The sequence below is a fragment of the Sphingomonas cellulosilytica genome (genome assembly GCF_052321755.1).
In the GTDB taxonomy this organism is placed as follows: domain Bacteria; phylum Pseudomonadota; class Alphaproteobacteria; order Sphingomonadales; family Sphingomonadaceae; genus Sphingomonas.
This window is the reverse complement of sequence record NZ_JBQRTT010000001.1, coordinates 286479-302999: the sequence shown is the minus strand read 5'-3', so window position 1 is coordinate 302999 and position 16521 is coordinate 286479. Positions and strand designations below refer to the sequence as shown.

Genomic DNA, 16521 nt, shown 5'->3' with positions numbered 1-16521 from the left:
CGATGACATGGGCAGCCGCTAAGGTGATACACCGTCTCATGCCGGAGTTCCGATGCGCCTGACCCTTGCCGCCGCCCTGTTGCTTGCCGCCGCCGCACCCGCCTTCGCGCAGGATCTGCGCTCCTATGCCGGGCTGGCGCTGGCTCCGGCCGGCGACCGGATCGTCGATGTCGAATATGCCGGCGGCCGTGGCCTCGTCACGGTGCGCAGCGTCGCCGACGGGCGCGTGCTGCGGACGATCGATCCGTGCGAGACCTGCTCGTACAGCAATCCGACGTTCGCGCCGAACGGCGACATCGTGTTCCTGGCGCGGGGCGCGGCAAAGGGCACGACCCTGTTCTATGCCGACGCGAAGGGCGCCCGCACCGTCGCGACGGTGGACGGCATCGTCCAGACGCCGCGCGTGTCGCCCGACGGCAAGCGGATCGCGGCGCTGGTGACGCTGGGCGCCGCCAAGCAGCCGGGCGCGACCCAGGCCGGCGCGCGGATGGTCGGCGAGATCGGCGAGAAGAACGACGAACAGCGGCTCGCCGTGTTCGACGTCGCGGGCACGACGAGCGCGGTGACGCCGCTGTCGCCGGCGGGCCGCTATGTCTACGAATATGACTGGACGCCGGACAGCCGCGGCTTCGTCGCGACGACGGCCTTGGGCAACGGCGATGCCAATTGGTGGGTGGCGACACTGGACGCGATCGATGCGCAAAGCGGCGCCGTTCGCCAGATCGCCAGGCCGACCACGCAGATCAACCAGCCGCGCGTGTCGCCGGATGGCCGGACGGTCGCCTATATCGGCGGGCTGATGAGCGATTTCGGCTCGATCGGCGGCGACGTGTTCACCGTGCCGCTCGCCGGTGGCGAGCCGCGCAACGTGACCCAGGGGGCGAAATCCACCGTCACCACCATCGCCTGGACACGGGGCGGCCTGCGCACGGTCACCGTGGCGGGCGACCGGGTGCAGTTCGGCACGCTGACGCCGGGGCAGCCCGTCGTCCCCGGCTTCGCCAAGCCCGCGACCGCCTCCGCCGGCGATGGCCGCGCGGTGTTCTCGGCCGACGGGCGCATCGCCGCGGCGGTGGTGCAGGATTTCAGTCACGCCCCTGCCATCTACGCGGGGCCGATCGCCAATGTGCGTCAGGTCACCCACGACAACGATGCCGCGCCCGCGCTGGTGAATGCGCGCAGCGTCAGCTGGAAGAACGAGGGCTATGACGTCCAGGGCTGGCTGATCGCCCCGGCGCAGGCCGCGCAGGGCAAGGCACCGATGATTACCGTCGTGCACGGCGGGCCGTCGGCGGTGTCGATGCCGACCTATGTGGCACCCGAATCGGGCATCGCGGAGATGGTGAAGGCGGGCTATTATCTGTTCATGCCCAATCCGCGCGGCAGCTTCGGTCAGGGCGAGGCGTTCACCGCCGCCAACAAGCGCGATTTCGGCGGCGGCGACCTGCGCGACATCCTCGCCGGGATCGATGCGGTGGAGCGGATCGCGCCGATCGACGACAATCGCCTGGGCCTCAGCGGCTGCAGCTACGGCGGGTTCATGGCGATGTGGGCCAACACCCAGACCAACCGCTTCAAGGGCATCGTCGCGGGTGCCGGCCTGTCGAACTGGGTCAGCTACTACGGCACCAACGGCATCGACCAGTGGATGCTGCCGTTCTTCGGCAAGTCGATGTACGACGACATGAAGGCCTATGAGGACGTGTCGGCGGTGTATCAGGCGAAGAAGGCGAAGACGCCGACCTTCATCTACGTCGGCGAACGCGATATCGAGGTGCCGCCGACGCAATCGATCGAATGGTGGCACGCGCTGAAGGACAATGGCGTGCCGGTCAGCCTGGTGATCTATCCGGATGCGGGCCATTGCGTGCCCGGCGAACCCGACGTGCGGCGCCGGACCGTCGCGTGGTTCGATCGCTATGTGAAGAACGCGCGATAGGTCGCGCGCGGGGTCAGAACAGCGGCTTGCCCGAATCCTTCCACTTGTCGAGCACGGTCGCGGCGGGGGGCAGGCTGTCGGGCTGGGGCCGGGCGATGGGGGTGCCGCTGTCCGCATAGGCAGGGCGCACGTCGGTGGCGCGGGTGACCGGCGCCGACGCGACGGGCAGCGGTGCCGCGGCCGCGATCAGCGTCGGTGCGGGCGTGACAGCCGGTGCGGCGGGGGGAGCATGCGGGCCGGGCAGGGGCTCGCCGCCGCGATAGACCTGCGCGAAGGCGGCACGCGTGCCCCAGAAGCCCTTCCACCGGTGGAACAGGTGCGCGCCGACCACGTCGGTCAAGACCAGGCTGCGGTTCCAGGCCGGGGTCACCGCATAGGTGTGGTAATGCGTCGCCAGGCCGACCGGCGCATAGACATAGCCGGCGAGCGCCATCGCGGCGTGGCGTGCCGCGCGTGCCCATGCGGTGCGCGACGGGATGCGGGCCATCGCCCCGTCGCAGGCGAAGCTGAACTGGCAGCCGGCGTGCTCCGATCCCTGATAGACGACGCCGCAGACGGTGGCGGGAAAGGCGGGGTGGCGCACGCGATTGAGGATCACCTGCGCCACCGCGGATTGGCCGGCATCCGGCTCTGACGCCGCCTCGTAATAGATCGCCGCCGTCAGGCATTGGAGCGCACGGTCGCGATCGAGCGTGCTGGCCAGGCGGGTGGCGAAGGGCGCGGCGGCGGCGATGCCGGCATCGGCGCGGATCGCGGCGTTCGCGGCGGCCGCCGACACCGGCAGCGCGGGCAGCGCGGCGGTGCCGGTGACCCCCTGTGCGGGCGCGGCCGTGTCGACGGCGGGGTCGGGCGCGGCGTTCGCATAGAGCAGCGCGGCTCCGGGGAAATGCTCCTCGGCCTCGTAGCCGGTAGCGGCCGGCAGCGGCGGCCCGCCGGGTGCATCGTGCGCGACGATCGCCCGCCAGGCGGCGGCGGTCGACAGGGCGAGGGTGAGGATCAGGCCCAACCCGACCAGCGCCAGCCACACGCGCGTCATCGTCCGGATCGTCTGCATCGGCACCCGCATGTCCGCCGCATAGCGCAAACGCGACATACCGTCCGCCGGGGATTCCGCCCCGTCCCGGCGTGGGACGGAGCGGGCGGGAGTTAGGGATTGGCGGTGCGTCGTGGCACGGGGATGCGCACCGCCCGACAGGCGATTGCCGGTTACCGCAGCGTTGCGCTGTCGAGATTGAGCTGCGATTCGGTCAGCGTCTCCGCATCGGCGCGGGCGGCCTTCAGCGGCGCGATGAACTGTTTGGCGTCGCCGACCACCGCCACGCTCGCCGCCTTGGGATCGAGCAGGGTCGCAGCGGCGGACTGGACCGCTGCCGGGGTCACCGCCTCCACCTTGGCAGTGTAGCTCTGCAACTCGCCCAGCGGCACGCCATCGAGCACATATTCGCCGAGGATATCGGCGATGCCGCCGGTCGTCTCCACCGCGCGGCCGAAATTGCCGACCAGCACCGCCTTGCGCGTCGCCAGTTCCGCCTCCGGCACGGGCGCTGCCCCCATCTTCGCCATTTCAGCGGTCATCAGCGTGACCACCTCTGCCGCGGTCTGGTTCTTGGTCTGGGTGCGCGCGGCGAAGCTGCCGGTGGTGCGGGCCGCGTCGATGCCGCTGCTCGCGCCGTAAGCGAGGCCGCGCTTGATCCGCACCTCCTGGTTGAGGCGCGAGGAGAAGCCGCCGCCGAGCACGGTGTTGGCGACCGCGAACGGGTAATAGCGCGCGTCCGAACGCGGGATCGCCGGCCGCTCGACCACCACGCCGGCCTGGCCCGCGCCGGGCATGTCGACCACCACCGTCCGCGGTGCGGGCAGGGCACCGGCGGCGGGCAGTGCGGCGGCGGCACCGGCAGGTGCCCGCCAGCTGCCGAGCTGCGCCTCGGCAAGGCTGCGTGCCTGCGCGGGCGTCACGTCACCGACCAGGATCAGCGCCGCGCGATCCGGGCGCCAGGTGCGGGCATAAGCGGCGGTCACGTCGCCGCGGGTGATCGCCTTCAGCGAAGCGGGCGTGCCGCTGCCGGGCGCGCCGAACGGCGAGGCGCCGAAGGTCGCACGATCGGCGACCAGCGCGGCAAGCTGCGCGGGGTTCTTGAACGCGACGGTGACCGCATCGACCTGCTGCGCGCGGGCACGCTCCAGTTCCTCGGGCGCGAAGGCGGGGTGCGTCGCCACGTCGGCGAGGATGGTCATCGCCGGCGCGAGTTGATCGGACTTCACCGTCACCGCGACACTGCCGCCTTCGCTTGCCGCATCCGCGCCGATCGATCCGCCGAGGCTTTCGACCTCGCGCGCGATCTGCGTCGCCGAGCGCGTGGTCGTCCCCTTGGTCATCAGCGTCGCGGCGAGGCTGCTGACACCCGAACGGTTCGCCGGATCGAGCACCTCGCCGCCGGTCGCGACCAGATAGGCGGTGGCGATCGGCAGGTCGTGCCGTTCGACGGTGATGACGCGCAGGCCGTTGGCGAGGCGCGTCTCGACCGGCTGCGGCAGGTTGGCCTTGACCGGCGTGCCGGGCGCGGGCGGCTGAACCCGCTCGCCCTCGGGCGCGGGCGTGACGATCGCGATGTTCGCCGGCGTGGCCAGCGGTTCGGTGCGGACTGTTTGCGCGACGGCGATCGTGTCGCCATTCTGGCCGGCAGGCTTGGCGCTGTCGGGCAGGTAGCGGATCGTCGCCGATTCGCTGTCCTGCAGATAGGTGCGCGCGACGCGCTGCACGTCGGCGGCGGTCACCCGCGCGATCTCGGCGAGCTGACGATCGGCGGCGCGCGGATCGCCGTCGATGATGACCGACTGGGCGAGGATGCGCGCCTTGCCCTCCGCCGTCTCGCGGCTCTTGATGGCGGCGGTCAGGATCTCGTTCTTGGCCTCGGCCAGTTCGGCGGCGCTCACCGTCGAATCGCGGAAGCGGGCGATCTCATGCTTCAGCGCCGCCTCGCCCTGGTCCACCGTCTTGCCGCCCGCCAGGATCGCATAGGCGACGAGGTTGCCCGTCGCCTGCTTGCTGTCGAGGAACGAGGAGGCATCCTGCGCCAGCTGGTCGCGGTAGACGAGGCTTTCGTACATCCGGCTGCTCTCGCCGGTGGACAGGATGGTGTTGAGCACGGTGAGGGCCGGGATGTCCGCATTGCGGTCGGCGGGAACGTGCCAGCTCATCAGGACCGCGGGCAGCGGCGTATTGGGTTCGTAGACGGTGTAGCTCACCGCCCTGGTGCGCTTGGGTTCGGTCACGGAAACGCGGGGGATCGGCGTGGTCGGCCGCTTGATGCCGGCGAAATAGCGGTCGACCCAGGCGTCGAGCTGCTTGGGATCGAAATTGCCGGCGACCACCAGGATCGCATTGTCGGGCCGGTAATAGGTCGCGTGGAAGGCGCGCACGTCATCGATCGATGCCGCTTCCAGATTCTCGATGCTGCCGATCGTGGAGCGCGCATAGGGATGCGTCGTGTAGGCGGCGGCGGAGAGGTAGGTGGAGAACAGCTTGCCGTACGGCCGCGCCAGCGTCGACTGGCGCAGCTCCTCCTTCACCACGTCGCGCTCGCTGGCGAAGCTCTTGGGCTCGACCACCAGGCTCGCCAGGCGGTCGGCCTCGGCGAACAGCAGCCGCTGCAGGTGGTTGGCCGGCACGACCTCGTAGTAATTGGTGTAATCGTCGTTGGTGGAGGCGTTGTTGTAGCCGCCGACATCCTCGGTCAGCCGGTCCATCTGTTCGGACACGAGATTGCGCGTTGCCTTGAACATCAGATGCTCGAACATGTGGGCAAAGCCCGAACGCCCCTTGGGATCGTCCTTCGACCCGACATCGTACCAGACCTGCACGGCGACGTTGGGCGTGCTGGTGTCGCGCAGCGCATAGACGCGCAGGCCGTTGGCGAGCGTGCGCTCGGTATAGGCGATCGGCATCACCGCGGCAGCGTCGGGAGCGGGTGCAGGCGCCGTCTGGGCGGTGGCGGCGAGAGGCAGCAGCGCGGCCCCGAGCATCAGGGCGGCACGAACGAGGCGCATGGGTTTTCGGCTCCGGCTCTGGCGGAAAGGATGCGCGGGGTTGAACCGGAGGTTGGGGGTGGTGTCAATCGTTACGACCTGCGCATCACGATATCGTCATCCCGGCGAACGCCGGGATGACGGAAGGGGGGCGTGATTCCCGTCAGTCCTTCTTCTTGCCCGAATTGGCGAACAGCACCGCCGCCGCCACTGCGGCCGATCCGATGCCGACGCCGATGATGCGCATCGGCCAGTGGCTCTTGGTCGACGGGTCCTTGGTCTTGGCCACGGCGTCCTGCTGCGCCTTGGCGGCAGCGGCGGCTTCGAGGATCTCGTTGGGCTGGTCCGACATGCTCACTCTCCCTTGGCCCGTTGGTATCGCGCGCGGAACGCGTCGGCGAACGGGGTCAACGCTTGGCCTGCAATGGCGCTCCTGAGGTCCGCCATCAAGGCTTCGTAGAACCAGATGTTGTGTTCGGTCATCAGCATCGCGCCGAGGATCTCGCCCGCGCGGACGAGGTGGTGGATATAGGCGCGGCTCCAGGTGCCGCACACCGGGCAGCCGCATTCGGGATCGAGCGGCCCCTGGTCCTCGCCGAACTTGGCATTGCGCAGGTTGATCGGCCCGTCGCGGGTGAAGGCCTGCCCCGTCCGCCCGGAGCGGGTCGGCATCACGCAGTCGAACATGTCGATGCCGCGCTCCACCGCGCCGACGATATCGTCGGGCTTGCCGACGCCCATCAGGTAGCGCGGCTTGTCGGCGGGCAGCTGGCCCGGCGCGAAGTCGAGGCAGCCGAACATCGCCGCCTGCCCCTCGCCGACCGCCAGCCCGCCGACGGCATAGCCGTCGAAGCCGATGTCGATCAGCGCATCGGCCGATGCCTTGCGCAATCCCTCGTCGAGCGCGCCCTGCTGGATGCCGAAGATCGCATTGTCGGCGGCATGGGCGCCGCCTGCATCGAAAGCGTCGCGCGACCTCCTGGCCCAGCGCATCGACCGCTCCATCGCCGCCGCCTGCACCTCGCGCGTCGAAGTGGTCGGCACCAGCTCGTCGAAGGCCATGACGATGTTGCTGCCGAGCAGCCGCTGGATCTCGATCGAGCGTTCCGGGCTGAGCAGGTGGCGCGTGCCGTCGAGGTGCGACTTGAACGAGACGCCCTCTTCCGACCGTTTGGTGAGGTCGGCGAGGCTCATCACCTGATAGCCGCCCGAATCGGTGAGGATCGGCCGATCCCAGCCCATGAAGCGGTGCAATTCGCCGAGCCGCGCCACCCGCTCCGCGCCGGGGCGCAGCATCAGGTGATAGGTGTTGCCGAGGATGATGTCCGCACCCGCATTCGCCACGTCGGCAGGCTTCATCGCCTTCACGGTCGCGGCGGTGCCGACCGGCATGAAGGCGGGCGTGCGGATCACCCCGCGCTGCATGGCGATCTGGCCGGTGCGGGCGCGGCCGTCGGTGGCGGCGATGGTGAAGGCGAAGCGCGGGGATGAGGATACGGACATGATCCGCCGCGCTTTGGCGAAGCCTTGGGGCGGTGTCGAGCGTTGGACGCGGGAAGGAGATGCGACGATGACCCAGCCCATGGCGAGCCCTTCGATGGCTCCGGGGGATCAGGCCCCCGCCGGCACGCCCGGCACCGGCGAGAACGTCTGCCCGCGCTGCAACGGCAGCGGGCGGATCGACGATGGCAGCTGCCCGACCTGCGACGGCACCGGCATCGTGATCGAGGGGATCGGCGGCGGCTAACGCTTGCGCTTGCCCGGCGGCCCCAGCGTGCGGCCGGCCGTGGCACGGATCGTCAGCAGTTCCTTGCGGCTGACGAAGCCGTCGCGATCCACGTCCAGCCGGGCGAAGATGCGCGCGAAAGCCGCTTCGAGTTCGGTGAGCGTGATGCGGTTGTCGCCATCGGCATCCACCTCGAACGGGCTCGGCAGGGCGTTGCGATCCCCCAGCCAGCGCTCCGCCCAGTCGGCAAAGGCGATATAGCCGATCGCGCCGGTCTTGCCCGGATCGACGCCGGCGAAGCTGCGCCGGACGCCCGCCTCCAGCTCGGCACGGCTGGTGCGTGCGTCGCCGTCGCTGTCGAAGCCCGCGATGGCCATGCCGACCGGCTCGACGACGAAGGTCGCCGGCGGCTGGCCGGGGACGGCGGGAATCGCGGGGGTGGCAGCCTGGAGGAGGAGGGCGAGCAGCATGGCACCGGTGTGCCAGCATGCCCGCCCGACCGCCAGTGGGCGCGATCAGCCGCGCCGCTTCAGGCCGCGTGCGGGCTGGCCGCCATCACCGCCTCGGCCGGCGCGGCCTCTGCCCAGGTCGCCTTCAGCCGCCGCCAGGTGGCGAGCGCCTGCCCGACGACCTGGTCCATGTTGTAATAGCGATAGGTGGCGAGCCGGCCGACGAAGCTGACGTGCGGCTCGGCCAGCGCCAGCGCCTCGTAGCGTTTGTAGAGCGCCTGGTTCTCGTCGCGCGGGATCGGGTAATAGGGATCGCCGGTGGCGCTGGGATATTCGTAGGTCACGCTGGTCCGATCGGCGACCTGGCCGGTCAGATGCTTGTATTCGGTGATGCGGGTGTAGGGCACCGCCTCGTCCGGATAATTGACGACGGCGACCGGCTGGTGCTGCGCGACATCCAGCGTGCGATGCTCGAAGCGCAGCGAGCGATAGGGCAGGCGACCGTAGCGATAGCCGAAATATTCATCGATCGGGCCGGTGAAAACGAGATGGTCGTGCGGATAGGCATCGCGCACCTCGGCATAATCGACGCCGAGCAGCAGGTCGATGTTGGGGTGATCCAGCATCGCCTCGAACATCCGGGTGAAGCCGTCCGCCGGCATCGCCTGATGGCTGTCGGTGAAATAGCGGTCGTCGGTGCCGGTCCGGGTCGGCACGCGCGCGGTGACCGATTTATCCAGGTCAGACGGGTCCATGCCCCATTGCTTGCGCGTATAGCCGCGGAAGAAGGTTTCGTAGAGTTCGCGCCCGACCTTGGACACGACCACGTCCGCCGAGGTGCGGATCGGATCGACCGGCTCGGCGCGGCTCGCCAGAAACGCCTCCACCTCGGCATCGCTGGCCAGGTCGAGGCCGTAGAGCAGGTTGAGCGTGGTGCGGTTGATCGGCATCGGCACGCGCTTGCCGTCGACATCGGCGAGGACGCGATGCTCGTAAAGCCGCCACGCGGTGAAACGCGACAGATAGTCGAATATCTCGCCCGAATTGGTGTGGAAGATGTGCGGCCCGTATTGGTGGATCAGGATGCCTGCCGCATCGTGCCGGTCGTAGGCGTTGCCGGCGACGTGCGGGCGCCGGTCGACCACCAGCACGCGCTTGCCGCCATCGGCGGCGAGGCGCTCGGCCATCACCGCGCCGGCAAAGCCCGCGCCGGCCACCATCACGTCATAATGCGCCCGCTGCGGCGGCCAGGTGACCGGGGAGACGACGGGCTCGTGGCGGTGGCGGCCGGCGATCTCCGCCTCGATCAGCGCCGTCATCTCGAGCGCGGTGCTGCTCCACGATCCGCGCGCCAGCTGCGCATCGGCCGCATCGCGCCAGCCGGTATCGCCGGCACGCAGGGCGAGCGCCGTCTCGCAGGCGGCGACGAAGTCATCCGCCGTGTCGGCGATCGTCACGCCGGCAAGGTCGCCGTAATGGCGTACGACATCGGCGATCGGCGTCGAGACGACGGGCAGGCCGGCGGCGAGATATTCGGGCGTCTTGGTCGGGCTGATGAAGCGGGTCGCCGCGTTGATCGCGAACGGCATCAGCGCGGCGTCCCAGCCCGCCATATAGTCGGGCAGCGCGGCATAGGGGCGGCCGCCGAGGTAATGGATGTTCGCCCGGCGCGGCAGGTCGCTCGTCGCGATCTTCACCACGGGGCCGATGACGACCAGCGACCAGTCGGGATGCGCATCGGCAAGCGCGGCGAGCAGGTCGAGGTCCATCCGCTCGTCGACCACACCGGCGAAGCCCAGCCGCGGGCGGGGCAAGGCGGCCTGATCTTCCGGTTCGGCGGGCATGCCACGCGCGCGGCCGAAATGGGCGGCATCGATGCTGGACGGAAAGGCGTGGACATTGGAATGGCGGTTGCGTTTCGCCTCGTACAGGCTGGTGCCGCCGGTGAAGACCAGATCGGCGCGTTCGAGCAGGCGCGCCTCGCGGGACAGCAGCTCGGGCGGCGCATCCTTGAACGCGGCCAGTTCGTCCATGCAGTCGTAGACGATGCAGGCGGCCGGCACATGGTCCGAAAAGGGCAGCATCATCGGCGTGTAATACCAGCGGATCACATCGCCCTTCACGCCCGCCAGCTCGGCATCGAGCAGCGCGGCGAGCACGCTGTCCTCATCCTCCCGCGCGGCCGCATCGAGCTGCGGGGTCAGGACCACCACGCCGCTGTCGGGGCAGGTGCGGCGCTGCAAGGCGGGCGGGCCGGGGCGGTATTCCGGTTCTTCCCAGAACAGCACGTCCTGGCTCGCGGCGAAGCGCGTCATCAGATGCTGCGGACGCTGGAAGACGAAGGCCCAGCGCAGGTGGCTAAAGCAGATCAGCGTCGATCGCGCGCGGTGATGGTAGACGGGCGTATCCGGGTGGGCGGCGGTCGGCTGCTGGGCGGTCACGGATGCTCCCTCTTCATCGCTGTTTACCAAGGGGAAACACACCGCCGCTTTGGCAAGTTCCTCATAAGATATTGATATACAACGTAAATTAGTCACTTCGCGGGAACGTTGCCGGGATGGGGCCGTTGACCGGACGGGAGGCGCGGATGGACGATCTGCAACTGTGGGGCGGCGTGGAATGCACGGTCAACCGGACCGCCGCGGGCTTCGGCGATCAGGTGCGGCTGAGCGGCCACCACGATCGGATCGCCGACCTCGACCTGTTCGCGCAGATGGGACTGGCGGCGTTGCGCTACCCGATAGTGTGGGAACGGGTGATGCCAGACGGCGTCACGCCCGACTGGGCGTGGACCGATGCGCGGCTCGATCGGCTGCGCACGCTGGGCACCCGGCCGATCGCCGGGCTGGTCCACCACGGCAGCGGGCCGGCGCACACCCATCTGCTGGACGACGGCTTCGCGAGCGGCCTGGGCGATTACGCCGCGCAGGTCGCCGCGCGCTATCCTTGGATCGAGGATTGGACCCCGGTCAACGAACCCCTGACCACCGCCCGCTTCGCGGCGCTGTACGGCCATTGGTATCCGCATGCGCGCGACGAGGGGCTGTTCTGGCGCGCGCTGCTCAACCAGGTGGACGGCACCCGGCATGCGATGCGGGCGATCCGGCACGTGCAGCCCACCGCGCGCCTGATCCAGACCGACGATCTCGGCCGCACCTATGCGACGGCGGTGTTGGGCGAACAGGCGGCGTTCGACAATCTGCGGCGCTGGGCAGGCTGGGACCTGCTGTTCGGCCGGGTGACGCCGCACCATCCGCTCTGGCAGCGCCTTGCCGGTTACGGACTCGGCGACCGCCTGCGCGCCATCGCCGACGATCCGTGCCCGCCCGATGTGGTGGGCGTGAACCATTATCTCACCAGCGACCGCTTCCTCGATCACCGGCTGCAGCGCTATCCCGCGCATACCCACGGCGGCAATACGCGCCGCGCCTATGCCGATGTGGAGGCGGTGCGCGTGCTCGACCCGCCGCCGCCGGGCCTCGCCGGCGCACTGCGCGAGGCGTGGCAGCGCTACGGGACGCCGCTCGCGGTGACGGAGGTGCACAATGGCTGCACCCGCGAGGAACAGCTGCGCTGGGCGGCGGAGGCGTGGGATAGCTGCACCGCCCTGCGCGCAGAGGGTGTCGAGGTGCGGGCGGTGACGGCCTGGTCGCTGCTCGGCAGCCACGGCTGGGATACCCTGCTGACCCGCCCCGGCGCTTACGAGCCCGGCGTCTTCGATGTCGCCACCGGCGTGCCCCGTGCCACGGCGCTTGCCGGATTATGGCAGGGCCTGCCCGTGGAGGCGGCGCGGCATCCGGTGGTCCGGGCGGCGGGATGGTGGCGGCGACCCGACCGGCTGTCCTATCCGCCGCTGCCCCATCCGGCCCGATCGCCTGGCGGACTGCGCGGGGAGGGGGTGGACCGGCCGTTGCTGATCTGCGGCGCCACCGGCACCCTGGGCCGGGCGTTCGCCCGCGCCTGCCAGCGCCGCGGCATCGTCCATCGCCTGGTCGGGCGCGAGACGATCGATCTCGAACGGCCCGCGGTGATCGCCGCGACGCTTGGCGCACTGCGACCTTGGGGCGTGGTCAATGCCGCCGGCTGGGTGCGGGTGGACGAAGCGGAGGCGGAGGAGGCGGCGTGTCACCGCGTCAATGCCGTGGGTGCGATCGCGCTCGCCCGTGCCTGTGCCGACGCGGGGATCGCCAGCCTCGGCTTTTCGAGCGACCTCGTCTTCGACGGCGACGGAGCCCGGCCGCACGTGGAGGCCGATCCGCCCGCGCCATGCAATGCCTACGGCCGCAGCAAGGCGGCGATGGAGGCAGGCTGCGCCGCTTTGCCCGGCGCGCTGGTGATCCGCACCGCCGCCTTCTTCTCCGCCGACGATCCTCACAATTTCGCGATGGCGGTGGCGGATACGCTGGCGGCAGGGCACCCGTTCCGCGCCGCGGCGGACCAGATGGTCACCCCGAGCTTCGTACCGGCGCTGGTCGATGCCGCGCTCGACCTGCTGATCGACGGAATGGGAGGCATCTGTCATCTCGCCGGCACCGACACCGTGAGCTGGTCGGATTTCGCCACCCGCGTCGCGGTGTCGCTCGGCCATGATCCCTGCGCGATCGAGGCGGTGCCGACGGCCTCATTGCGGCTCGCCGCGCCGCGCCCGCGTTATGCCGGGCTCGCCAGCACGCGCTGCGCACCGCTGCTGCCGCTGGATGACGCCATCGCCCGTTTCGCACGTGACCTCGGCGAACGACGACGGCCGCGCCGGGCCGCCTGACGACCCGTCACGGCAACAGCAGCGAGGCGTCCCCGTAGGAGTAGAAACGGTAGCCATTCTCAATGGCATGGGCATAGGCCGCCTGCATCCGCTCCCGCCCCATCAGCGCTGAAACCAGCATGAACAGGGTGGATTTGGGGAGGTGGAAATTGGTGAGCAGGCCGTCGATGCCGCGGAAGGCGTAGCCCGGCGTGATGAAGATGGCCGTGTCCCCCTCGAACGGCGCGATCGTGCCGTCGGGGCGGGCGGCGCTTTCGATCAGGCGGAGCGAGGTGGTGCCGACCGCGATCACCCGGCCGCCGCGGGCGCGCACCGCGTTGAGCCGGTCGGCGGTGGCGGCATCGATGCGGCCCCATTCCGCGTGCATGCGGTGATCCGCGGTATCCTCGGCCTTCACCGGCAGGAAGGTGCCGGCGCCGACGTGCAGCGTCAGCGTCTCATGGCCGATCCCCGCGGCGGCGAGGGCGGCGACCAGATCGGGCGTGAAATGCAATGCCGCAGTGGGGGCAGCGACCGCCCCCGGTTCGGCGGCGAACATCGTCTGGTAATCGTCGGCATCCTGCGCATCGGTCGGGCGCTTGGCGGCGATATAGGGCGGCAGCGGCATGCGGCCGGCGCGTTCGAGCAGCAACTCGACCGGCTCGTCGCCGGCGAAATCGAGCGCGAAGCTGCCATCCTCGGCACGGTCGCTTGCCCTCGCAGTGACGCCGGCGCCGAAATCCACCAAGTCGCCGTCGCGCAGCCGCTTGGCGTTGCGGATGAAGGCGCGCCAGCGCCGCGGCCCCTCGCGCTTGTGCAGGGTGGCGCCGATCGTGGCATCGCCGCGCCGCCCTTCGAGTTGCGCCGGGATGACGCGCGTGTCGTTGAAGACCAGGCAGTCGCCCGCGCGCAGCTGGCCGGGCAGGTCGCCTACCGTCAGGTCGCGTGTCGCCGCGCCGTCGAGCACCAGCAGCCGTGCCGAGTCGCGCGGTACCGCCGGCCGAAGCGCGATACGCTCCGGCGGCAGCACGAAATCGAACAGATCGACCTTCACTTCTTGGCAGGCGCCTTCTTGGGCGCGGCCTTGCCCGCCGGGCCCGCACCCGGCAGCGTCACCGGCGCGCCGAGCGTCACCGGCGCCGGCGCGGCGGCAGGCGTGTAGGGCGGCGGATTGTCGGCGGCGATATAGGCGTGGAGGATGCGCGTCGGGTCCGATGGCGGCTCGCCGCGCTGGATCGCGTCGACATAGGGCATGCCGTCCAGCACGCGGCCGAAGACGGTGTATTTCTTGTCGAGGTTCAGCCGCGGCTGGAAGACGATGAAGAACTGGCTGTTGGCGCTGTTCTCGTCATCGGCACGCGCGGCCGACACGGCGCCGCGGACGTGCGGCAGATAGTTGAACTCGGCCGGCACGTTGGGCAGCGTCGAGCCGCCGGTGCCGTCGCCCTTCGGATCGCCGCCCTGCGCCATGAAGCCGTCGATGACGCGGTGGAACAGCAGGCCGTCGTAGAAATGCTGGCGGGTCAGCGTCTTGATCCGCTCCACCATCTTGGGCGCGACATCCGGGCGCAGCCAGATCGTCACCCGTCCGCCGTCCGACAGGTCGAGCAGCCAGAGGTTTTCCTTGTCGGTGGTGAGCGGCGGCGTGGCGCGCACTGCGGGATCGGTCGCCGCGGCCGGTGCGGCCTGCGCAGGCGCTGCCGCTTTGGCGGGGGCGGGAGCGGGGGCGGTCTGCGCGGCAGGCGCTTCCGCCGGGGCAGGTGCAGGTGCGGGCGCCGGGGCGGTTTGGGCGAGCGCCGGCGTGGCGGTCAGGCAGACGAGAAACGCGAACAGACGGGCGAACGGGCGCATGGGATTCCCAAACAAGGTGATGCCGCGCGGGCTTAGAGCAAATCCGCGATTGCACCAAACTGAACGTTGGGTGGGCCACCCGCCAGCAAACGGACGCTCAGCTTCCCTTGCGGCCCAGCACCGCCACGCGGGCGACCACTTCCTCGCACACCGCCGGGGTCACGAACTTGCCGATCGGGCCACCGAACAGCGCGATCTCCTTCACCAGCCGGCTGGCGATCGGTTGCAGCGCCACGTCGGCCATCAGGAAGACGGTTTCGACCCGCGGATTGATCTGCTGGTTCATGCCGGCCATCTGATATTCGTATTCGAAGTCGGCGACGGCGCGAAGGCCGCGGATGATGACCCGCGCGCCCTCACGCTCGGCGAAGTCCATCAGCAGCGAATCGAAGGCGACGACGTCGACCGCGCCGGCGATATCGGCCACTTCGCGCCGCACGATCGCCATCCGTTCGTCGAGGCTGAACATCGGCGATTTGGACGGATTGGTCGTGACCCCGATCACCAGCCGGTCGACCAGTTTGGCGCCGCGGCGGATGATATCCATGTGCCCGAGGGTGATGGGGTCGAAAGTGCCGGGATAGACGCCGATCCGCTCTGCCATCGCTGCCCCCTTATCGATCCCGTTCGACGACGTAGCGGGCGACCGCGCGCAGCACGTCCGCCTCCGGTCCGTAGCCGTGCAGGTGCTGCACTGCCTGGTCGACCAGCATGCGGCATTGTTCGCGCGCGCGCTCGAGCCCGAGCAGCGACAGGAACGTTTCCTTGCCCGCCGCCCCGTCCTTGCGCAGCGCCTTGCCGACGACCGCCTCGTCCCCCTCGGCATCGAGCAGGTCGTCGGCGATCTGGAAGGCGAGGCCGAGGTCGTGCGCATAGCCGCGCAGGCCGAGCCGCCCCTCCGGCGGCACACGGCCGAGGATCGCACCCAGCTCCACCGACACGCCGATCAGCGCGCCCGTCTTCATCTGCTGGAGCCGGGTGACGGTGGGGAGGTCGAACGTCGTGCGCTCGGCAACGAGGTCCATCATCTGCCCGCCCGCCATGCCCGAAGGGCCGGAGGCGCGCGCCAGTTCGAGGACGAGATCGGCGCGGACGAACGGGTCGGGATGCGTCGCGGGATCGGCCAGGATCTCGAAGGCGAGGGCGTGCAGGCAATCGCCCGCCAGGATCGCGGTCGCTTCGTCGAACGCCTTGTGGACGGTGGGCTTGCCGCGGCGCAGGTCATCGTCGTCCATCGCCGGCAGATCGTCGTGGACCAGCGAATAGACGTGGATCGCCTCCACCGCCATGGCGACATCGCCCGAGCAATCGCGCGCGACGCCGAACAGGTCGGCCGTGGCGCAGACGAGCAGCGGGCGCAGCCGCTTGCCGCCGCCGATCGCGGCATGGCGCATCGCCCGATACAGGTCGGCACGCGGATCGTCGGGAACGGCGAGCAACCGGTCGAAGCGTGCATCGATATCGCCCGATATGCGGGCGAGGGCGTCTTCGAGCGGCGTCGTCACCGGCTCAGCCCGCGGCAAAGGGGCGGGTGCCGGCGGCCTTGCCCTCGCCGTCGAGGCGGATCGCCTCGATCCGCGCCTGCGCCGCATCGAGCCGTTCGGCGCAGCGCTGGCGCAGCCGGTCGCCGCGCTCGTAGAGCCCGATCGATTCATCCAGCGTCGCCTCGCCGCTTTCCAGCCGGCTGACGATGCGTTCCAGTTCCTTGAGTGCGTCTTCGAACGACAGGCTCTCGATCGGCGTATCCATGTGCGCGCTATGCGGCACGGGCTGCCGAGGCGCAAGAACG

14 protein-coding genes are annotated in these 16521 nt (G+C 70.0%); 3 read left to right on the top strand and 11 right to left on the bottom strand.

The features are described 5' to 3' along the window. Positions 1 to 52: 52 nt before the first annotated feature. Positions 53 to 1939, top strand: a complete 1887-nt coding sequence (locus ACTZQ5_RS01420) for a S9 family peptidase (protein WP_443583367.1) — start codon at positions 53 to 55, stop codon at positions 1937 to 1939. A gap of 13 nt (positions 1940 to 1952) precedes the next feature. Here the strand turns inward: ACTZQ5_RS01420 and ACTZQ5_RS01415 are convergent, their stop codons facing one another. From ACTZQ5_RS01415 to tgt, 4 genes are all read right to left on the bottom strand, one after another. Then, the gene (locus ACTZQ5_RS01415) at positions 1953 to 3032 is read right to left on the bottom strand and encodes a cell wall hydrolase (protein ID WP_443583366.1); all 1080 of its coding nucleotides are present in this window, start codon (positions 3030 to 3032) and stop codon (positions 1953 to 1955) included. 113 nt (positions 3033 to 3145) lie between these two features. Further along, on the bottom strand, positions 3146 to 5986 hold the full coding sequence (locus tag ACTZQ5_RS01410) for a M16 family metallopeptidase (RefSeq protein WP_443583365.1): 2841 nt from the start codon (positions 5984 to 5986) through the stop codon (positions 3146 to 3148). A 142-nt stretch (positions 5987 to 6128) separates the two neighbouring features. Then, positions 6129 to 6317, bottom strand: coding sequence for a hypothetical protein (locus tag ACTZQ5_RS01405; RefSeq protein WP_443583364.1), 189 nt, complete (start codon positions 6315 to 6317; stop codon positions 6129 to 6131). Between the two features lie 2 nt (positions 6318 to 6319). Then, complete coding sequence (gene tgt, locus ACTZQ5_RS01400; protein ID WP_443583363.1) at positions 6320 to 7468, bottom strand: tRNA guanosine(34) transglycosylase Tgt; 1149 nt, start codon at positions 7466 to 7468, stop codon at positions 6320 to 6322. 67 nt (positions 7469 to 7535) lie between these two features. Here tgt and ACTZQ5_RS01395 point away from each other — a divergent pair, with 67 nt between their 5' ends. Further along, positions 7536 to 7712 (top strand): hypothetical protein, encoded by a 177-nt coding sequence (locus ACTZQ5_RS01395; RefSeq protein ID WP_443583362.1) that lies wholly within the window; start codon positions 7536 to 7538, stop codon positions 7710 to 7712. Here ACTZQ5_RS01395 and ACTZQ5_RS01390 read toward each other — a convergent pair. Both ACTZQ5_RS01390 and glf read right to left on the bottom strand, forming a co-directional pair. After that, positions 7709 to 8161 (bottom strand): EF-hand domain-containing protein, encoded by a 453-nt coding sequence (locus ACTZQ5_RS01390; protein WP_443583361.1) that lies wholly within the window; start codon positions 8159 to 8161, stop codon positions 7709 to 7711. The genes ACTZQ5_RS01395 and ACTZQ5_RS01390 overlap by 4 nt on opposite strands. 59 nt (positions 8162 to 8220) lie before the next feature. After that, the gene (gene glf, locus ACTZQ5_RS01385; RefSeq protein WP_443583360.1) at positions 8221 to 10581 is read right to left on the bottom strand and encodes a UDP-galactopyranose mutase; all 2361 of its coding nucleotides are present in this window, start codon (positions 10579 to 10581) and stop codon (positions 8221 to 8223) included. A gap of 146 nt (positions 10582 to 10727) precedes the next feature. On the opposite strand from glf, the gene ACTZQ5_RS01380 reads away from it, so the two are divergent. Next, positions 10728 to 12902: a family 1 glycosylhydrolase gene (locus ACTZQ5_RS01380; RefSeq protein WP_443583359.1), complete on the top strand. Its 2175-nt coding sequence runs from the start codon at positions 10728 to 10730 to the stop codon at positions 12900 to 12902. 7 nt (positions 12903 to 12909) lie between these two features. Here ACTZQ5_RS01380 and queA read toward each other — a convergent pair whose 3' ends face one another. The 5 genes from queA to ACTZQ5_RS01355 form a co-directional block, all read right to left on the bottom strand. Next, positions 12910 to 13935, bottom strand: a complete 1026-nt coding sequence (gene queA, locus ACTZQ5_RS01375) for a tRNA preQ1(34) S-adenosylmethionine ribosyltransferase-isomerase QueA (protein ID WP_443583358.1) — start codon at positions 13933 to 13935, stop codon at positions 12910 to 12912. Then, on the bottom strand, positions 13932 to 14732 hold the full coding sequence (locus tag ACTZQ5_RS01370; RefSeq protein ID WP_443583357.1) for a peptidylprolyl isomerase: 801 nt from the start codon (positions 14730 to 14732) through the stop codon (positions 13932 to 13934). The genes queA and ACTZQ5_RS01370 overlap by 4 nt, the downstream gene beginning before the upstream one ends. Positions 14733 to 14829: 97 nt before the next feature. After that, positions 14830 to 15336: a pantetheine-phosphate adenylyltransferase gene (coaD, locus tag ACTZQ5_RS01365; RefSeq protein ID WP_443583356.1), complete on the bottom strand. Its 507-nt coding sequence runs from the start codon at positions 15334 to 15336 to the stop codon at positions 14830 to 14832. Positions 15337 to 15346: 10 nt separating this feature from the next. Continuing rightward, positions 15347 to 16237, bottom strand: a complete 891-nt coding sequence (locus ACTZQ5_RS01360) for a polyprenyl synthetase family protein (protein WP_443583355.1) — start codon at positions 16235 to 16237, stop codon at positions 15347 to 15349. 4 nt (positions 16238 to 16241) lie between these two features. After that, complete coding sequence (locus ACTZQ5_RS01355; protein ID WP_443583354.1) at positions 16242 to 16481, bottom strand: exodeoxyribonuclease VII small subunit; 240 nt, start codon at positions 16479 to 16481, stop codon at positions 16242 to 16244. Positions 16482 to 16521 lie beyond the last annotated feature (40 nt).

What these genes read in the sequence shown, in the direction of transcription:
- tgt (WP_443583363.1), bottom strand. Translation starts at nt 7,468, where the DNA reads ATGTCCGTATCCTCATCCCCGCGCTTCGCCTTCACCATCGCCGCCACC.
- ACTZQ5_RS01380 (WP_443583359.1), top strand. Translation starts at nt 10,728, where the DNA reads ATGGACGATCTGCAACTGTGGGGCGGCGTGGAATGCACGGTCAACCGG.
- ACTZQ5_RS01355 (WP_443583354.1), bottom strand. Translation starts at nt 16,481, where the DNA reads ATGGATACGCCGATCGAGAGCCTGTCGTTCGAAGACGCACTCAAGGAA.
- ACTZQ5_RS01370 (WP_443583357.1), bottom strand. Translation starts at nt 14,732, where the DNA reads ATGCGCCCGTTCGCCCGTCTGTTCGCGTTTCTCGTCTGCCTGACCGCC.
- ACTZQ5_RS01390 (WP_443583361.1), bottom strand. Translation starts at nt 8,161, where the DNA reads ATGCTGCTCGCCCTCCTCCTCCAGGCTGCCACCCCCGCGATTCCCGCC.
- ACTZQ5_RS01395 (WP_443583362.1), top strand. Translation starts at nt 7,536, where the DNA reads ATGACCCAGCCCATGGCGAGCCCTTCGATGGCTCCGGGGGATCAGGCC.
- ACTZQ5_RS01410 (WP_443583365.1), bottom strand. Translation starts at nt 5,986, where the DNA reads ATGCGCCTCGTTCGTGCCGCCCTGATGCTCGGGGCCGCGCTGCTGCCT.
- ACTZQ5_RS01405 (WP_443583364.1), bottom strand. Translation starts at nt 6,317, where the DNA reads ATGTCGGACCAGCCCAACGAGATCCTCGAAGCCGCCGCTGCCGCCAAG.
- coaD (WP_443583356.1), bottom strand. Translation starts at nt 15,336, where the DNA reads ATGGCAGAGCGGATCGGCGTCTATCCCGGCACTTTCGACCCCATCACC.
- ACTZQ5_RS01420 (WP_443583367.1), top strand. Translation starts at nt 53, where the DNA reads ATGCGCCTGACCCTTGCCGCCGCCCTGTTGCTTGCCGCCGCCGCACCC.
- ACTZQ5_RS01415 (WP_443583366.1), bottom strand. Translation starts at nt 3,032, where the DNA reads ATGTCGCGTTTGCGCTATGCGGCGGACATGCGGGTGCCGATGCAGACG.